12 protein-coding genes and 1 pseudogene are annotated in these 16,787 nt (G+C 72.7%); 11 read left to right on the forward strand and 2 right to left on the reverse strand.

Features of this window, described 5'->3' with window-relative positions; genetic code table 11:
• Positions 1 to 20 precede the first annotated feature (20 nt).
• Both ABD811_RS03055 and ABD811_RS03060 read left to right on the forward strand, forming a co-directional pair.
• Positions 21 to 3,599 (forward strand): discoidin domain-containing protein, encoded by a 3,579-nt coding sequence (locus ABD811_RS03055; protein WP_344940280.1) that lies wholly within the window; start codon positions 21 to 23, stop codon positions 3,597 to 3,599.
• 112 nt (positions 3,600 to 3,711) lie between these two features.
• Positions 3,712 to 4,869, forward strand: coding sequence for a hypothetical protein (locus tag ABD811_RS03060; protein WP_344940283.1), 1,158 nt, complete (start codon positions 3,712 to 3,714; stop codon positions 4,867 to 4,869).
• 47 nt (positions 4,870 to 4,916) lie between these two features.
• Here ABD811_RS03060 and ABD811_RS03065 read toward each other — a convergent pair whose 3' ends face one another.
• Positions 4,917 to 5,882: an Acg family FMN-binding oxidoreductase gene (locus ABD811_RS03065; RefSeq protein WP_344940286.1), complete on the reverse strand. Its 966-nt coding sequence runs from the start codon at positions 5,880 to 5,882 to the stop codon at positions 4,917 to 4,919.
• 260 nt (positions 5,883 to 6,142) lie between these two features.
• Here ABD811_RS03065 and ABD811_RS03070 point away from each other — a divergent pair, with 260 nt between their 5' ends.
• The 4 genes from ABD811_RS03070 (at position 6,143) to ABD811_RS03085 (ending at position 10,803) form a co-directional block, all read left to right on the forward strand.
• The gene (locus ABD811_RS03070; RefSeq protein ID WP_344941059.1) at positions 6,143 to 7,825 is read left to right on the forward strand and encodes a GAF domain-containing sensor histidine kinase; all 1,683 of its coding nucleotides are present in this window, start codon (positions 6,143 to 6,145) and stop codon (positions 7,823 to 7,825) included.
• Positions 7,826 to 8,038: 213 nt separating this feature from the next.
• Positions 8,039 to 8,164: a hypothetical protein gene (locus ABD811_RS03075; RefSeq protein ID WP_344940289.1), complete on the forward strand. Its 126-nt coding sequence runs from the start codon at positions 8,039 to 8,041 to the stop codon at positions 8,162 to 8,164.
• Entirely contained in the window at positions 8,157 to 9,581 is a 1,425-nt protein-coding gene (locus ABD811_RS03080) for a beta/alpha barrel domain-containing protein (protein WP_344940292.1), read from the forward strand. Before ABD811_RS03075 ends, ABD811_RS03080 begins: the two co-directional genes overlap by 8 nt.
• Before the next feature lie 10 nt (positions 9,582 to 9,591).
• Positions 9,592 to 10,803, forward strand: a complete 1,212-nt coding sequence (locus ABD811_RS03085) for a globin domain-containing protein (protein WP_344940295.1) — start codon at positions 9,592 to 9,594, stop codon at positions 10,801 to 10,803.
• Positions 10,804 to 10,873: 70 nt separating this feature from the next.
• Here the strand turns inward: ABD811_RS03085 and ABD811_RS03090 are convergent, their stop codons facing one another.
• Complete coding sequence (locus ABD811_RS03090; RefSeq protein ID WP_344940298.1) at positions 10,874 to 11,833, reverse strand: DUF6891 domain-containing protein; 960 nt, start codon at positions 11,831 to 11,833, stop codon at positions 10,874 to 10,876.
• Positions 11,834 to 11,951: 118 nt separating this feature from the next.
• Between ABD811_RS03090 and ABD811_RS03095 the strand changes: the two genes are divergently transcribed.
• The 5 genes and pseudogenes from ABD811_RS03095 to ABD811_RS03115 form a co-directional block, all read left to right on the forward strand.
• Entirely contained in the window at positions 11,952 to 12,332 is a 381-nt protein-coding gene (locus ABD811_RS03095; RefSeq protein WP_344940300.1) for a VOC family protein, read from the forward strand.
• A 112-nt stretch (positions 12,333 to 12,444) separates the two neighbouring features.
• Positions 12,445 to 13,875, forward strand: coding sequence for a glutamate decarboxylase (gene gad / locus ABD811_RS03100; protein ID WP_344940303.1), 1,431 nt, complete (start codon positions 12,445 to 12,447; stop codon positions 13,873 to 13,875).
• Positions 13,876 to 13,902: 27 nt separating this feature from the next.
• Positions 13,903 to 14,772 (forward strand): class II glutamine amidotransferase, encoded by an 870-nt coding sequence (locus tag ABD811_RS03105; RefSeq protein WP_344940306.1) that lies wholly within the window; start codon positions 13,903 to 13,905, stop codon positions 14,770 to 14,772.
• An 80-nt stretch (positions 14,773 to 14,852) separates the two neighbouring features.
• Positions 14,853 to 16,313, forward strand: coding sequence for an argininosuccinate synthase (gene argG / locus ABD811_RS03110; RefSeq protein ID WP_344940309.1), 1,461 nt, complete (start codon positions 14,853 to 14,855; stop codon positions 16,311 to 16,313).
• A gap of 259 nt (positions 16,314 to 16,572) precedes the next feature.
• Positions 16,573 to 16,787: pseudogene (locus tag ABD811_RS03115) on the forward strand (hypothetical protein); the annotation flags it as partial.

Below are 16,787 nucleotides of genomic sequence, written 5' to 3' on the forward strand. Positions count from 1 at the left end.
ACCGAGGGAGCAGAACAGCGATGAGACGAAAGTTGACCCGGCTCCTGCTGGCCGTGGCCCTGGCCGCGTCCGGCACCCTCCTCGGCCCGGCGGTCACCCCCGCCGCCGCGGCCGAGACCAACCTCGCGGCGGGCAAGACCGTGTCCGCCAGCAGTTCCAACGCCGAGTACGTCGCCACCAACGTCAACGACGGCGACCAGGCCACCTACTGGGAGAGCGCCAACAACGCCTTCCCGCAATGGATCCAGATCGACCTCGGCGCCTCCGTCGACACCAACAAGGTCGTCCTCAAGCTCCCCGTCACCAACTGGGGCAGGCGAACGCAGACGCTGTCCGTCCAGGGCAGCACCAACGGCACCGCCTACACCGACCTGGTGGGGTCGCAGGGACGTGTCTTCGACCCGTCCTCCGGCAACACCGTGACACTGACGTACGGCACCACGCTCACCCGCTACGTGCGGATCCTCATCACCGCCAACACCGGCTGGCCCGCCGGGCAGCTGTCGGAGCTTGAGGTGTACGGGCCCACCAGCGGCGACCAGCAGCCGCCGACCGCGCCGTCCAACCTGGCCTTCACCGAGCCCTCCCCCGGGCAGATCCGGCTGACGTGGAACGCCTCGTCCGACGCGGTGGGCGTCACCGGCTACGACGTCTACGCCAACGACACGCTGCGCGCCAGCGTGGCGGGCAACGTGCTCACCTACACCGACACCCAGCCCGCCACGGCGACCGTGTCGTACTACGTGCGGGCCAGGGACGCGGCGGGCAACGTCTCGCCCAGCAGCAACGTCGTGACGCGGCAGGGCCAGGGCGGCGGCACCAACCTCGCCGCGGGCAAGCCCGTCACCGCCTCGTCGCACGTGTACTCGTTCGTCGCGGCCAACGCCAACGACAACAGCACCGCGACCTACTGGGAGTCCGGCTCGGGCGCCTACCCCGCCACGCTCACGGTCAGCCTGGGCGCCAAGGCCGACCTCACGTCCGTCGTGGTCAAGCTGAACCCCGACGCGGCCTGGGCGACCCGTACCCAGACCTTCGAGGTGCTGGGACGCGCCAGCCGCAGCGGCTCGTTCACCACCATCAAGCCCTCCGCCACCTACACGTTCAACCCGTCCACGGGCAACACCGTGACGGTGCCGGTGTCGGCGAACGCGGCCGAGGTGCAGCTGAAGTTCACCGCCAACACCGGCGCGCCCGGCGCCCAGGTCGCCGAGCTGCAGGTCATGGGCACCCCCGGTCCCACCCCGGACCTGACCGTCACCGACGTCTCCTGGACCCCGACCTCCCCCACCGAAACCGACGCGATCACTCTGCGGGCCACCGTGCGCAACGCCGGAACCGGCGCCGCCGACCCCGGCTCGCTCGACTTCGCGATCGACGGCCAGAAGGTCGGCTCCGCCTCCGTCGGCGCGCTGGCGGCCGGGTCGTCCACCACGGTGACGGCGTCCGCCGGAACCCGTGCCGCCGGCTCGTACACCGTCGCCGCCACGGCCGACGCCGCGGACGACAACATCGAGCTCAACGAGACCGACAACACCCGCACCGCCCGGCTCACCGTCGCGCCGGTGTCCAGCTCCGACCTGGTCGCCGGCGCGGTCACCTGGAGCCCCGGCAACCCGCGCGGCGGCGACACGGTCGCCTTCTCGGTGACGCTGCGCAACGACGGCACGCTGGCGGCCGCGGGCGGCGCGCACGCCATCACCCTGACCGTGCTGGACGGCTCCGGGAACGCGGTGCGCACGCTGAACGGCTCCTACACCGGGGCGCTCGCCGCAGGCGCGTCCACCGCGCCGATCGACCTCGGCACCTGGACGGCGGCCAACGGCCGGTACACCGTCCGGACGGTGATCGCCGACGACGCCAACGAGGTCCCCGTCAAACGCGCCAACAACACCTCCACCCACTCACTGTTCGTCGGACGCGGCGCCGCCATGCCGTACGACGTGTACGAGGCCGAGGACGGCGTGCTGGCCGGCGGCGCCACGGTGGTCGGGCCCAACCGCACCGTCGGCGACCTGGCGGGCGAGGCGTCCGGCCGCCGGGCGGTGCGGCTCACCACCACCGGCGCCAGCGTCGAGTTCACCACCAAGGCACCCACCAACACGCTGGTGGCCCGCTACTCCATCCCGGACACCCCGGGCGGCGGCGGCATCGACGCGACGCTGAACGTCTACGTCGACGGCGTCTTCCTCAAGGCCATCAACCTGACGTCCCGCTACACCTGGGTGTACGGCGACGAGGCCAGTCCGAACGACTCGCCGAGCTCGGGGCCGCCGCGCCACATCTACGACGAGGCCAACCTGATGCTCGGCACCACCGTGCCGAAGGGCAGCAAGATCAGGCTGCAGAAGGACGCGGCCAACACCACCAGCTACGCCATCGACTTCGTCAACACCGAGCAGGTGGCGGCCAAGCCCAACCCCGACCCCGCGAAATACGCGGTGCCCGCCGGATTCACCCACCAGGACGTGCAGAACGCCCTGGACCGGGCGCGCCAGGACGCGAACCTGGTGGGCGTCTACCTGCCGCCGGGCGACTACGAGACCGCGCAGAAGTTCAACGTCTACGGCAAGGCCGTCAAGGTCGTCGGCGCGGGCCCGTGGTTCACCCGGTTCCGCACCCCGGCGAGCCAGCAGAACACCGACGCGGGATTCCGCGCGGACGCGTCCGCCAACGGTTCCACGTTCTCCGGGTTCGCCTTCTTCGGCAACTACACCTCGCGCATCGACGGCCCCGGCAAGGTGTTCGATTTCAGCAACGTCGCCGACATGACCGTCGAGGACATCTGGGCCGAGCACATGGTGTGCCTGTTCTGGGGCACCAACGTCGACAATTCCGTGATCAGGAACTCGCGGATCCGGAACATGTGGGCCGACGGCCTGAACCTGACCAACGGCAGCAGCGGCAACAGGGTGAGCAACGTCGAGACCCGCACCACCGGCGACGACAGCTTCGCGCTGTTCCCGGCCATCGACCACCGCAACGAGCAGCAGACCGGCAACGTCTACGAGAACCTCACCTCCCTGCTGACCTGGCGGGCCGCGGGGCTGGCGGTCTACGGGGGCGGCGGCAACACCTTCCGCAACATCCACATCGCCGACACCCTCGTCTACTCCGGCATCACCATCGGCACGCTGCAGTTCGGCGGCATTCCCGCACTGGGCTTCGAGTCCGATCCGCAGACGAAGTTCGAGAACATCTCGCTGGTGCGGGCGGGCGGCCACTTCTGGGGCCAGCAGACGTTCCCCGCCCTGTGGCTGTTCTCCGGCGAATTCCCGTTCCGGGGCATCCGCATCAGCGACGTCGACATCGTCGACCCGACCTACTCGGGAATCATGTTCCAGACCAAGTACAGCGGAGGGCGGCCGCTCAACCCCATCTCCGACACCGTCTTCACCGACATCGACATCTCCGGGGCGCGCAAGAGCGGTGACGCGTTCGACGCCAAGTCCGGCTTCGGCATCTGGGTGAACGAGCTGCCCGAACCCGGCCAGGGCCCCGCCGTCGGCTCGGCCACCTTCAACGGCCTGCGCCTGAGCAACAACCACCAGGACATCCGCAACAACACCACGACGTTCACCATCACCAGAAACCAGTAACTCCCAACCAGGGGCCGCGGGGAATGCCCCGCGGCCCCCTCGTGATCTCATTGCCGTCACGACCGGAAAAGAGCCCGGCCGGTCCGCGAGAACGCTCGCTATAGTCGGCGGCGTGTCGCTCGTCTCGCACCTGTACTTCGGCGAACTCGGGGAATGGTGTGCCGAACGGTTGACCGGATCGGACGAGGTGGCGCATCGGATTTCCGTGGAGACCAAGGACCAGTCGCCGGTCCGGCCCGCCGAACGGGTCGGCAGACGCCACTGGTCCCAGGTCGACCGGGCCTTCGGCGTTCGCATGGCCACGCTGGTGCAGCCCGCCCCGCCCTATTCGGCGCTGTACGGGCTGGTGCGGGCCGGGCTGGTGCGACGCGACTGGGCACACCGGCAGGCGGGGCTGTACCCGACCCACATCCACCTTCGCGGAACCGAGCGCCGCAGGGCACTGGACCTGCGCCCGACGCTGGACGGCTGGCTGGACCTCGGCACCGAGAACAGTGTCGACGCCTTTGTGGGCGAGGACGGTTCGTCCCCCTTCGCCAGGTTCCCGGATTTCTCGGCCGAACCGATGCTGGGCGAATTGTTCGACAGGATCCGCGCCTACTTCGCGATGCACGCGCCGCTCGGACAGGCCGGCGCGGAGAAGGGGCTGGCGCGGCTGTGCCAGTTGCTGAGCACGCTGGAGTACCTGTTCCGCAACGACCCCGCCGACGAGCCGTTCTTCCGGCTGTTCCGGGACGGCCCGCCGACCGTCGAGCAGGTGCACGGCGCCGCCGACGAGGCCATCGTCTCCGAACTGGTCGAACTGGCGCGACGCCTCCACACCGCCGGCGGCCTGGCGGAGATGCGCCGCCTGGCCGGACACCCGCCGGCGGGGCGTCCCTGGGGGATCGCCAGGCCGGTCTTCGGCTCGCACTGGTCCGACAACGACATCCTGGTCGGCGGCACGGGCGGGGCGACGCTGATCGACGTCAGCTCGGTGATCGCCACCAACAAGCTGAGCCGGTCGCGGCGCTGGATCTGGCGGCTGCTCGCCTGCGCCTGGCTCGACACCGCCGACGCCTACCGGATCCGCAACGTCGCGCTGTACTTCGCCCGGCACGGCGTGCTCGTGGCCTGGCCCGTGCAGGAGCTGGCCGGCGCGTTGCTCGACGGCGAGGATCCCGGGCGCGCCAGGCGGGAGTTCGTGGAACTGGCGGACCGCCTGCGCCGGGAGCCCCCGCGCGGCAGAGCGGACGGGGGCGCCGAGGGCCGGAACGACGGCGGGCACTGACGGCGGGCGCTTCTCGCCGTCGTCCGGCGCGCGTTCTCCGGCAGGTGTCAGGCGCGTTCGAGGACCTCGGGGAAGGGGCGGCGGGGAGAGCCCGGCACGGGCGGCCCGTAGCCGAGCCGGATGATCGCCTGGATGTGGCCGGCCGTGCGCGGCACGCCGGGCCGCCGGTCCCGCATGTCCAACGGCTGTGTCATCGGCGAGGCCGACACCCCGCGCCGCGTGGCGGTCAGCAGCACCCGCTGCAGGGCCTGCCCGGCCCGCAGCCAGTCCTCCGGCTCGTCGCCGCGGGTCATCAGGACGCCCAGTTGCGGCCGCGCGGCGAAGTGGTCGACCTCCCGTCCGGGCAGGGGCCGGGCGAGGCCGAAGTCCCGCACGGGCACGCCGCGTCCGCTGGGGCGGGGCCCGAAGGCGTACGCGGGAACGCCGTCGGCCCGGCCGCCGTCGCAGGTCCAGCGGGCCAGCTCGGCGAGATAGCCGGGGTCGGCGGCCAGTTCCTGGTCGGCGGCGGCGACCAGGCTGAGCAGGTAGGCCGTGGCCTGCGGTCCCGGCAGGCTCAGGGTGACCCCCTCGGCCCTGGCGGCCGCCACCAGTTCCCGGCGGACCTCCTGCGGCACCGGCCGTTCGGAGAACGGCCGGCGGCTGGTGTGCCGCAGCGGGATCGCGGCGTACAGTTCCGCGTCGGTCAGGGACGGCCCGGGCGCCCGCAGGGCCCGTACCGACGCGAGCAGCGTGGGCCGCCGCGACGCGTCGGGGATCGGCTGGACCAGTGGGCGGTATCCGGTCACCCGGATCGCCAGCCGCAGGTTGAGCAGCGCCGCCCCGCAACTGATGTGCAGGGCCCGCCCGCGCGGGTCCAGGACCGGCAACCGGCGGTCCTCGTCGGCGTGCAGTTCAAGGACCCGCGCGTCCTCGCACCGGAACCGCCAGGGCTGGGTGTTGTGCACCGAAGGGGCCGCGATCGCCGCCGTCACCAGGCGCCGGATCCCGACGTGCGTGGCGAATGGGTGAGGCATGGCGCACCTCCACATGCTGCCGCTGTCACCGCACAGCCTCTCCGCGGCGGAGCCGGGCGTCCCAGGGACGAAGGTCCTTGATCAACGGTGCGGAGGCCCGCACGCCCGGAGTGAGGGGTGCCGGGGCGATCCTCTAACCTCGTGATGGCGCCCGGCCGACGGCGAACGGGCGCCGCACCCGCGAACCGGGACTTCACGTCAACCGCGCCCACGGTGAGGACTGGCCGGTGCCCCAGGACGGCGACGAACGCGTCAGGTTGATGCTGCCGCAGCTGCGGCTGGACGACCTGCTGGCCGAGCTGCACGCCCGGCTGGAGGCGGCGCGTGTCACCCGCGACCGGGTGCACGCGCTGCTGGAGGCCGTGGTGTCGATCGGCAGCGAACTGGACCTGGAGACCGTGCTGCGGCGCATCATCGAGGCCGCCACCACGCTGGTGGACGCCCGGTACGGCGCGCTCGGCGTGGTCGGCCGGGAGGGCGAGCGGCTCGCCCGGTTCGTCACCGTCGGGGTGACCGAGGAGCAGATCGAGGCCATCGGGCAGTGGCCGCACGGGCGCGGCATCCTGGGCCTTCTGATCAAGGAGCCGCGGCCGCTGCGGCTGACCGACCTGACCGCCCACCCCGAGTCCTTCGGGTTCCCGCCGGACCATCCGCCGATGCGCACCTTCCTGGGCGTGCCGATCCGGGTCCGCGACGAGGTCTTCGGCAACCTCTACCTGACCGAGAAGGCCGGCGGCGGGCGGTTCGACGAGGACGACGAGGCCATGGTGGTCGCTCTGGCCACGGCGGCCGGGGTGGCGATCGAGAACGCCCGCCTGTACGACGAGACGCGGCGCCGGGAGCGCTGGCTGGAGGCCCTGGCCGAGATCTCCACCGCGCTGCTGTCGGGCACCGAGCCGCACCAGGCCATGACGCTGGTGGCGCGGCGGGCCCGGCAGATCGCCGACGCCGCCGTGGCCGGGGTGTGGCTGGCCGACGAGACCGCCGGCGAGTTCGTGCTCCAGGCCGCCGACGGCGCCCACGCCGACCCGCCGCACGGCCTGCGCGTGCCGATCGACCAGGGCGCGGCCGCCGAGGTGTACCGCACCGGCGCCTCGCTGCGTGTGGTGGACGGCACGGCCGTGTCCCACGGCGCCGCGCTCGCCGCGGGTGCGGAGGCCGGCCCGCTGCTGGTCGTCCCGCTGGGGCTGGGCGCCTCGGCGCGCGGCGTGCTGGCCCTGGTCAACCCGCCGAGCGCGGCGGCGTTCAGCGACGTCGCCCAGCGGCTCCTGGAGGCGTTCGCGGGCCAGACGGCGGTCGCCCTGGAACTGGCCGGGCGGCGCCGCGACGCCGAGCGCCTCGCCCTGCTGGAGGACCGCGACCGCATCGCCCGGGACCTGCACGACACCGTCATCCAGCGGCTGTTCGCCACGGCCATGACGCTGATGAGCGCCATCAAGATCACGCAGCGGCGGGACGTGGCGGTCCGGGTGCAGCGGGCGGTGGACGACCTGGACGACACCATCCGGCAGATCCGCTCGACCATCTTCGCCCTGCAGACCACGCCCGACGAGGAGAGCCTGCGCAGCCGCCTGCACCAGGTCGCCGACGCGGCCACGGAGAACCTCGGCTTCGCCCCGTCCGTCCGGCTGGACGGCCTGCTGGACACCGCCGTCTCCGACGACGTCGGCGAGCACCTGCTGGCCGTCGCGCGCGAGGCGCTGTCCAACGTCGCCCGGCACGCCCAGGCCACCGAGGCGCACGTCGCCGTCGACGTCGGCGACGACGAGGTGGTGCTGCGGGTCGAGGACGACGGCGTGGGAATCCCCGACGGCGGCCGCCGCAGCGGGCTGCGCAACATGGCCGAACGCGCCGAGGGGCTGGGCGGCTCCTTCCGGACACGGCCCCGCCGCGAAGGCGGAACCCTGCTGGTGTGGCGCGCGCCACTCGGCGACGGCGCCTGACCGGCGGCGTGCCGGACATCACGCCGCACGCCGCCCGGGTGTGCCGAAAGGTCTCCTTTTTCGGGACCAAAGTCCCGGCCGCCGCGCCGTGCCGGTGGATCAGGATGTGTCTCGCCACCGTCGATCTTCGGCGGACGGCTCACCGGCACGAAGGCCGGCCCGGGGCGGGGTGCACAGCCGCCGGAGCCGGCGCACCCCGAGGAGGACGTTCCCATGCCCACCGGCCCCGGACGGCCGCCGCGCGGCGCCGTCGGCACCGCCCCGCCGATCGCGAACCCCTCGACCGGCGGCGGAGCCCGCCGTTCCGAGGACGCGCGGGTGCGGGTGCGCCGTGGCTGAGCCCTCCCTTCCGGTCCTGATCCAGGGCGGCATGGGAGCCGGGGTCTCCGGGTGGCGGCTGGCGCGGGCCGTCGCCCGGACCGGACAGCTCGGGGTCGTCTCGGGGGTGGCCCTGGACGCCCTCCTGGCGCGCCGTCTCCAGCTCGGCGACCCCGGCGGTCACCTGCGCCTGGCGCTGGGCCGGTTCCCCGTCCCCGAGGTGACGGAACGGATCCTGCGGCGCTACTTCGTCCCCGGCGGCATCGCCCCCGGCCGCCCGTTCCGGCCCGTGCCGAGGCTCGGCCTGCGTCCCTCCCGGGCCCGCGACGAGCTGATCGTCGCGGCCAACTTCGCCGAGGTGTGGCTGGCCAAGCAGGGGCACGACGGACCCGTCGGCATCAACTACCTGGAGAAGATCCAGCTCGCCACCCCGGCCGCGGCCTACGGCGCCATGCTCGCCGGGGTCGACTACGTCCTGATGGGCGCCGGCATCCCCACGCAGATCCCCGCCCTGCTGGACGCGCTCGCCGCGAACGAGACCGGCGAGCTGACGGTCACCGTCGCCGGTGCCGAACACGGCCGCACCGTCGCCTTCACCCCGTCGGCACTGACCGGGGAGACGCCCCTGGCGCCGCCGGCCCGGCCACGGTTCCTGGCCATCGTCTCCTCCGCCGTGCTGGCCATGTACCTGCACCGGTCCCCCGTCACCCGCCCCGACGGGTTCGTCGTGGAGTCCCCGGTGGCGGGCGGGCACAGCGCGCCGCCCCGCGGACGGCTGCGCCTGGACGAGGCGGGCGAGCCGGTCTACGGGCCGCGGGACCGCGTCGACGTGACGAAGTTCACCGCGCTCGGATCGCCGTTCTGGCTCGCCGGCGGCCACGCCGCCCCCGGCGCGGCCGCCGCGGCCCGCTCGTCCGGCGCCGCCGGGATCCAGGCCGGAACGATCTTCGCGCTGTGCCGGGAGTCGGGCCTCGACCCCCGGCTGCGGCGGCGGCTGGTCCAGGCCGCCGCGGCGGGTAACCTGCGGGTGCGCAACGATCCGGCCGCCTCACCGGCCGGGTTCCCGTTCAAGGTCGCGGCACTGCCCCACAGCCTGTCCGAACCGGACATCTACCGTGACCGCCCGCGCCTGTGCGATCTCGGGTATCTGCGCACCCCATACGTCCGGGCCAACGGCGCGGTCGGCTACCGCTGCCCCGCCGAACCGGTCGACGACTACATCCGCAAAGGCGGAGCGCCGGAGGACACCGCCGGACGGCGCTGCCTGTGCAACGGGCTCGTCGCCGGAATCGGCCTCGCCCAGCACCGCCCGGACGGCTACACCGAACCCCCGCTCCTGACACTCGGGCAGGACCTCGGCTTCCTCCCCGACCTGCTCGGCGGGCACGGCGGTGACTACACCGCCGCGGACGCCGTCGACTACCTGTCGAACCGTTGAGAGGAGTCCCATGCTGTCGCCCGACCACGCTGAGATCGTCCGGGCCACCCTGCCCGCCGTCACCGCCCACGGCACCGAGATCACCGCGAAGTTCTACGACGCGATGTTCGCCGCGCACCCCGAGCTGCGCCACATGTTCAACCAGGGCAACCAGGCCAACGGGGAGCAGCGCCAGGCCCTGGCGATGGCGGTGGCGGCCTTCGCCCAGCGGCTCACCAGCGCGGACGGGCCCGCCTCCGTGCGGCTGATGCTGTCGCGCATCGCCAACAAGCACGCCTCCCTCGGCGTGCGTCCCGAGCAGTACGCGATCGTCGGCCGCCACCTGATGGAGGCGGTGGCGGACGTGCTGGGTGCCGCGGTGACGCCCGAGGTGCACGCGGCCTGGTCGGAGGTGTACTGGCTGTTCGCCACGCTGCTGGTCGCCGAGGAGGCACGGCTCTACCAGCAGGCGTCCTGCTCGCCCGCCGGGCCGTTCCGCCCGTGGCGGGTCGTGGCGCGCCGCCCCGAGACCGACGACGTGTTCTCCCTCGTCCTGGAGCCCGCCGACGGGCAGGGCGTCCCCGGCTACCGCCCCGGCCAGTACGTCAGCGTCGCCGTGACGCTGCCCGACGGGCTCCGCCAGCCCCGCCAGTACTCGCTGTCACGGGTCCCCGCCGACGACGCCATCCAGATCACCGTGCGCCGGGTGCGCGGCGACGGCGGCACGCCCGACGGCGCGGTGTCGTCCTTCCTGCACCACGACGTCGCCGAGGGCGACCTGCTGGAGGTGTCCCCGCCGTTCGGCGACCTGGTCCTGGACGACGAGTCCGACCCGCTCGTGCTGATCAGCGCCGGCATCGGCGTCACTCCCGTCGCCGCGATGATCGACCACCTGGCGGCCACCGCCCCCGACCGGCGCGTCCTGGCCCTGCACGCCGACCGTTCGCCACGCACCCACGCGCTGCGCGACCAGATCGCCACCGCCGCCCGCGCCATGCCCGGCCTGCACCGGGTCACCTGGTACGAACAGCCGGACGGCACCGCGTCGGCGGCGGGCGAGGAGATCCGCACCGGTCTCATGGACATCACCGGGCTGTCCCTGCCGCCCAAGGCCCGTGTCTACATGTGCGGCCCCATCCCGTTCATGCGCGGCGTCCGCCGGGCACTGCTCACCGCGGGAATCGCCGACGAGCGCATCCACTACGAGGTCTTCGGCCCCGACCTGTGGAACCAGGCCGACTGACCCGGCACGAAGATCCGGCCGCCAGAAATCGGGCGCGTTTCAGCCCCCGCGCCCGGCGGCCGGCTGCGGCTCAGGCCCAGGGGACGGTCTTCACGTCGCCCAGGCGGTCGAGGGCCACGCGGTCCTCGCGGGCCAGGACGGCCACCAGGTCGTCGGCCTCGTCGGGGGTCACATGACGCCCGCGTGAGCAGCCGGCGGCCGGGTCGGGGCTCTCCAGCCACAGCCGGCGCCCTTTCTCCCAGCGCATCTGGACGACCCCGCCCGACCGGCCCTCGAAGACGGCGAAGTTGTTCTCCCTGGGGGTCAGGGCGTGCAGGACGGTTCGGGCCTCCGCCAGTGACACCGGCACGGGACGATCCTCGTAGCGGCCCCGGCGGTAGTCGCAGTAGCTGACGGACAGGCCGCCGGGGACGGGAACGGCCGGCGCGGGGCCGTCAGGCCAGGCGGCGAACCGGCCGAAGCGCCGGCGGCGCCAGGTGAGGGGCACGCCGATCCGCTTGGCGGGATCCCCGTTCCAGTCCACCTCCAGGCCGTGGCGGCGAAGCGCCGCGGCCACCTCCGCGCCGATGCCGGCCTGGTCGGCGGCCAGTTGCCGGGCGGCGTCGGTGAAGACGCCGTAGGAGAGGAACAGCCCGTCGCCGCGCACGGCGCTCTCCATGTCCTGCCGGTGACAGAAGACGTAGCCGCGGTAGGCGTGCCGCTCGTCCTCGGGCACCTCCCCGCCGATCTCGCCGACCCCGCAGTTCTGGCAGCAGGCGAAGTCGGCCCGGGCCACGATCCCCGCGAGGTCGAGGTCGCGGAACGCGCGCAGCAGCCGGTCGGAGTCGAGGACCTCCGGCCAGGCCCGCTGGTCGGCCAGGTGTCCGGCGAACTCCTCCTCGGCGAACCGCCGCGCCAGCGACCCGGCACCGGGAGCGTCCTCCAGGTACTGCGCGCCCTTCTCCACGACGCCGTCGAAGTCGTCGTCGCCCAACGCGAGCAGGAGCCGGACGTACTGCCGCAGGTCGCCCCGCTGAATCTCATCGATCACGCCGCCGATTATGGCGCCTCGCACCGACAAATGATCACCTCGCCGTCCCCGTTGACCTCGACCAAGGTCGAGGTCGCAGACTGGTGGCAGAGACGCCGGCCGACGGAAGGTGACGATCATGTCGGTACAGCTCAACCACATCATCATCCCCGCGCGTGACAGGAAGACGTCGGCGGAGTTCCTCGCCCACGTGCTCGGCGTGGAGACTGGCCCGCCGATGGGCCCGTTCGTGCCCGTGACGACGAGCAACGGCGTCACGCTCGACTTCATGGACTCCACCGACTTCCGCTGGCACCACTGCGCGTTCCTGGTGACCGAGGAGGAGTTCGACGAGATCTTCGGCCGGATCACGGAGGCGGGCATCCCCTACTACGCCAACCCCGACCACAGCGGCCCCGGAGAGATCAACCGCCGGGACGGCGGCCGGGGCGTGTACTTCGACGATCCCAACGGCCACAACATGGAAGTGCTCACCGTCCCCTACGGGGGCTGGAAGTAGGGCCCGCCTGGTCAGGGGCCGGGTGCGCCGGCCCCCCGGGAGGGTGTCCCGCACCGTCCGGCGGGAAGGCATCCCCTACCACGACGAACGCGTCGGGTCGGGGGGTGCAGCGATGGTCTTGAAGCAACCGCGGCACAACGGGCGGGGCAGCCGTGATCTGGAGGCCAATCCGATCTTCAGCCGGGAGCCGGTGCGGGTTCCCCGGTACGCGCTTCCGGCGCGGGAGATGGATCCGCGGACGGCCTACCAGATGGTGCACGACGAGCTGATGCTCGACGGCAACGCACGGCTGAACCTGGCGACGTTCGTCACCACCTGGGCCGAGCCGCAGGCGCAGCGGCTCATGGCCGAGTGCGCCGCCAAGAACATGATCGACAAGGACGAGTACCCGCAGACGGCCGAGCTGGAGCTGCGGTGCGTGCACATGCTGGCCCGGCTGTGGCACGCACCGGACCCGCGGCGGGCGGTGGGTTGCTCGACGACCGGGTCGAGCGAGGCGGCGATGCTGGGCGGGCTGGCGCTCAAGCGGCGCTGGCAGCACCGCCGCCGCGCGCAGGGCCGGCCGGCCGACCGGCCGAACCTGGTGATGGGCGTCAACGTCCAGATCTGCTGGGAGAAGTTCGCCGACTACTTCGAGGTGGAGCCCCGGTACGTCCCCCTGGAGGGCGACCGGTACCACCTGAGCCCCGAGGCGGCGGTGGCGTTGTGCGACGAGAACACCATCGGCGTGGTGGCCATCCTGGGTTCGACGTTCGACGGCAGCTACGAGCCCGTCGCCGACCTGGCCGCGCGGCTGGACGACCTGCGGGAGCGGACCGGCCTCGACGTGCCCGTCCACGTCGACGGGGCGTCCGGGGCCATGATCGCACCGTTTCTCGACCCGGAGCTGGAGTGGGACTTCCGCCTGCCGCGGGTGGCGTCGATCAACACCTCCGGCCACAAGTACGGGCTGGTCATGCCGGGCGTCGGCTGGGCTCTGTGGCGGGACGCCGAGGCGCTCCCCGACGACCTGGTGTTCGACGTCACCTACCTGGGCGGGCAGGTGCCCACCTTCGCGTTGAACTTCTCCCGCCCGGGCGCCCAGGTGGTCGCGCAGTACTACAACTTCCTGCGGCTGGGCTTCGAGGGCTACCGGCGGGTCCAGCAGACGTGCCGGGACGTCGCCACCCGCCTGGCGGGGCACATCGCCGCCCTGGGCCCGTTCGAGCTGGTCAGCGACGGCGGCCAGGCACCGGTGTTCGCGTTCCGGCTGCGGGAGGAGATCGGCGGGTTCACCGTGTACGACGTCTCGGCCGCGCTGCGCGAGCACGGCTGGCTGGTGCCCGCCTACACCTTCCCGCCGAACCGCACCGATCTGGCGGTGCTGCGGATCGTGGTCCGCAACGGTTTCAGCCACGACCTGGCGGACCTGCTGCTGGACGACCTGCGCCGGGTCCTGCCGCGCCTGCGACGGCAGACCCGGCCGTGCCGGACCCCCGAGGACGCCGCCTCCTTCGCCCACGGTGCCGAGACCAGGCGACCCCGGCGCCACAGCGACCACTGACCGTTCACCCGACGAGGAGCCCTGTCCATGTGCCGTCTCTTCGGGATGAGCAGCTCTCCGCGGCGCACCCGCGCCACCTTCTGGCTGCTGGACGCCCCCGACAGCCTCAGCGACCAGAGCCACCGGGATCCGGACGGCACCGGCCTGGGCTTCTTCGACACCGACGGCACCCCGCGGCTGCACAAGGCGCCCATCGCCGCGTACGCCGACAGGGCGTTCGCCGAAGAGGCCGAGCAGGTGAGGTCGGCGACGTTCCTCGCCCACATCCGCTTCGCCTCCACCGGTGGGCTGGAGCGGCGCAACACCCACCCCTTCGAACAGGACGGGCGGCTGTTCGCGCACAACGGGGTGATCGAGGGCCTGGACCGGCTCGACGCGGAACTGGGCCCGGCCCGGTCGCTGGTCGGCGGCGACACCGACTCCGAACGGTTCTTCGCCCTGATCACCCGCGAGCTGAGGTCCGGTGACGGCGACGTCGCCGGCGGCATCGTGCGCGCCGCCCGCTGGATCGCCCGGAACCTGCCGGTGTACGCGCTCAACATGGTCCTGACGACCCCGCAGGGGCTGTGGGCCCTGCGGTATCCCGACACCCACGCGCTGTACGTGCTCGAACGCCGGGGCGGCGGCCACCACGGCGACCGGCATCTCGACCACAGCGGCACCGCGGGCCGCATGCGCGTCCACTGCGCCGACCTGGCCGCCGCGCCCGCGGTGGTGGTCGCCAGCGAACGCATGGACGACAACCCCGGCTGGCGGCCGATGGAGTCCGGCGAGCTCCTCCACGCCGCACCCGACCTGCGCGTCACCAGCACGATCGCGCTTCCCGACGAGCCCGCGCATCGCCTCGGCATCCGGGACCTGCGCCCCGAGGCCGCCGCCTCCCAGAAGGTTCGGTAGCACCGCACCGTCGCCCGCATTGCCGAGGTCCCGTCGTCCGGGTTGCATGATCATGCATTGGTGTGCATATACTTGTACTCGTGTCCAAGGTGCTCACTTCTCTGCCTGTCGGTGAACGTGTCGGGATCGCCTTCTCCGGTGGCCTCGACACCTCGGTCGCGGTCGCGTGGATGCGCGAGAAGGGCGCGGTCCCCTGCGCCTACACCGCCGACGTCGGCCAGTACGACGAGCCCGACATCGCCTCGGTGCCCGGGCGCGCCACGGCGTACGGCGCCGAGATCGCCCGGCTGGTCGACTGCCGGACGGCGCTCGTCGAGGAAGGGCTGGCGGCGCTGGCCTGCGGAGCGTTCCACATCCGCTCCGGCGGCCGCGCCTACTTCAACACCACCCCGCTCGGACGGGCCGTGACGGGCACCCTGCTGGTGCGCGCCATGCTCGAGGACGACGTGCAGATCTGGGGCGACGGCTCCACGTTCAAGGGCAACGACATCGAGCGGTTCTACCGGTACGGGCTGCTCGCCAACCCGTCCCTGCGCATCTACAAGCCGTGGCTGGACGCCGACTTCGTCAGCGAGCTCGGCGGCCGCACGGAGATGTCGCAGTGGCTGCTCGCCCACGACCTGCCCTACCGCGACAGCACGGAGAAGGCCTACTCCACCGACGCCAACATCTGGGGCGCGACCCACGAGGCCAAGAGGCTGGAGCACCTCGACGCCGGCATCGAGATCGTCGAACCGATCATGGGCGTGCGGTTCTGGGACCCGGCCGTCGAGATCGCCGCCGAGGACGTCACCATCGGCTTCGAGCAGGGCCGGCCGGTGACCATCAACGGCAAGGAGTTCGCCTCGGCCGTCGACCTGGTGCTGGAGGCCAACGCCATCGGCGGGCGGCACGGCCTGGGCATGTCCGACCAGATCGAGAACCGGGTCATCGAGGCCAAGAGCCGCGGCATCTACGAGGCGCCGGGCATGGCGCTGCTGCACGCGGCCTACGAGCGGCTGGTCAACGCGATCCACAACGAGGACACCCTCGCCATCTACCACAACGAGGGGCGGCGGCTCGGCCGGCTGCTGTACGAGGGCCGCTGGCTGGACCCGCAGGCGCTGATGCTGCGCGAGTCGCTGCAGCGCTGGGTGGCGGCGGCGGTCACCGGCGAGGTGACGCTGCGGCTGCGGCGCGGCGAGGACTACTCCATCCTGGACACCTCCGGGCCGGCGCTCAGCTACCACCCCGACAAGCTGTCCATGGAGCGCACCGAGGACTCGGCCTTCGGGCCGGTCGACCGCATCGGCCAGCTGACCATGCGCAACCTCGACATCGCCGACTCGCGCGCCAAGCTCGAACAGTACGCCGCGCTCGGCATGGTCGGCAGCGCCCACCCGCCGCTGATCGGCGCCGCGCAGGCGGCCTCGACCGGGCTGATCGGGGCGATGCCCGAGGGCGGCGCCGAGGCGATCGCCTCCCGCGGCGCCGTCCCGACCACGGTCCCGGCCGACGACGAGATGCTCGACCACGCCGCCATCGAGTCCGGCACCGACTGACCCGCGCGCCCCGACGCGCCACTCCGGCCCGGACGTCCCGCCTCACAGCGGGACGTCCGGGCCGGACGCGCTCTCGGGGACGGTCCAGGGACGATCCTGACGCCGCCCCGGTGACCGCGCGACGACGATCGTCGTCATGAGATCCGCAGGTGCACGGCTCGTCCTAACGGTGGTCACGGCCGTCGCCGCGCGATCGGCTACGTCACCGTCCGGCGCGACGGCCGTGACGTCACCCTCGACATGACGGCGCTCAGCGGCGGTGTCGTCCGGAGAGATCCTGGCGACCATCGCCGACCTGAACCGGTTCCCGGTCGCGGTGGTCGGCGGCCGCCTCCTCCGGCCCGGCCTGCCGGTCGCGATGACGGCGGGCGACGACGCCTCGGGCGCCGAGTCGATGCCCCTGGGCTGTGGCCTGCGGTGCCACGGTCACGGCGGCGGCGTCTCCGGCTGCGTCACCGTGGCCTTCACCTCCTC

It is taken from the genome of Actinomadura miaoliensis, assembly GCF_039536785.1.
GTDB lineage: Bacteria > Actinomycetota > Actinomycetes > Streptosporangiales > Streptosporangiaceae > Spirillospora > Spirillospora miaoliensis.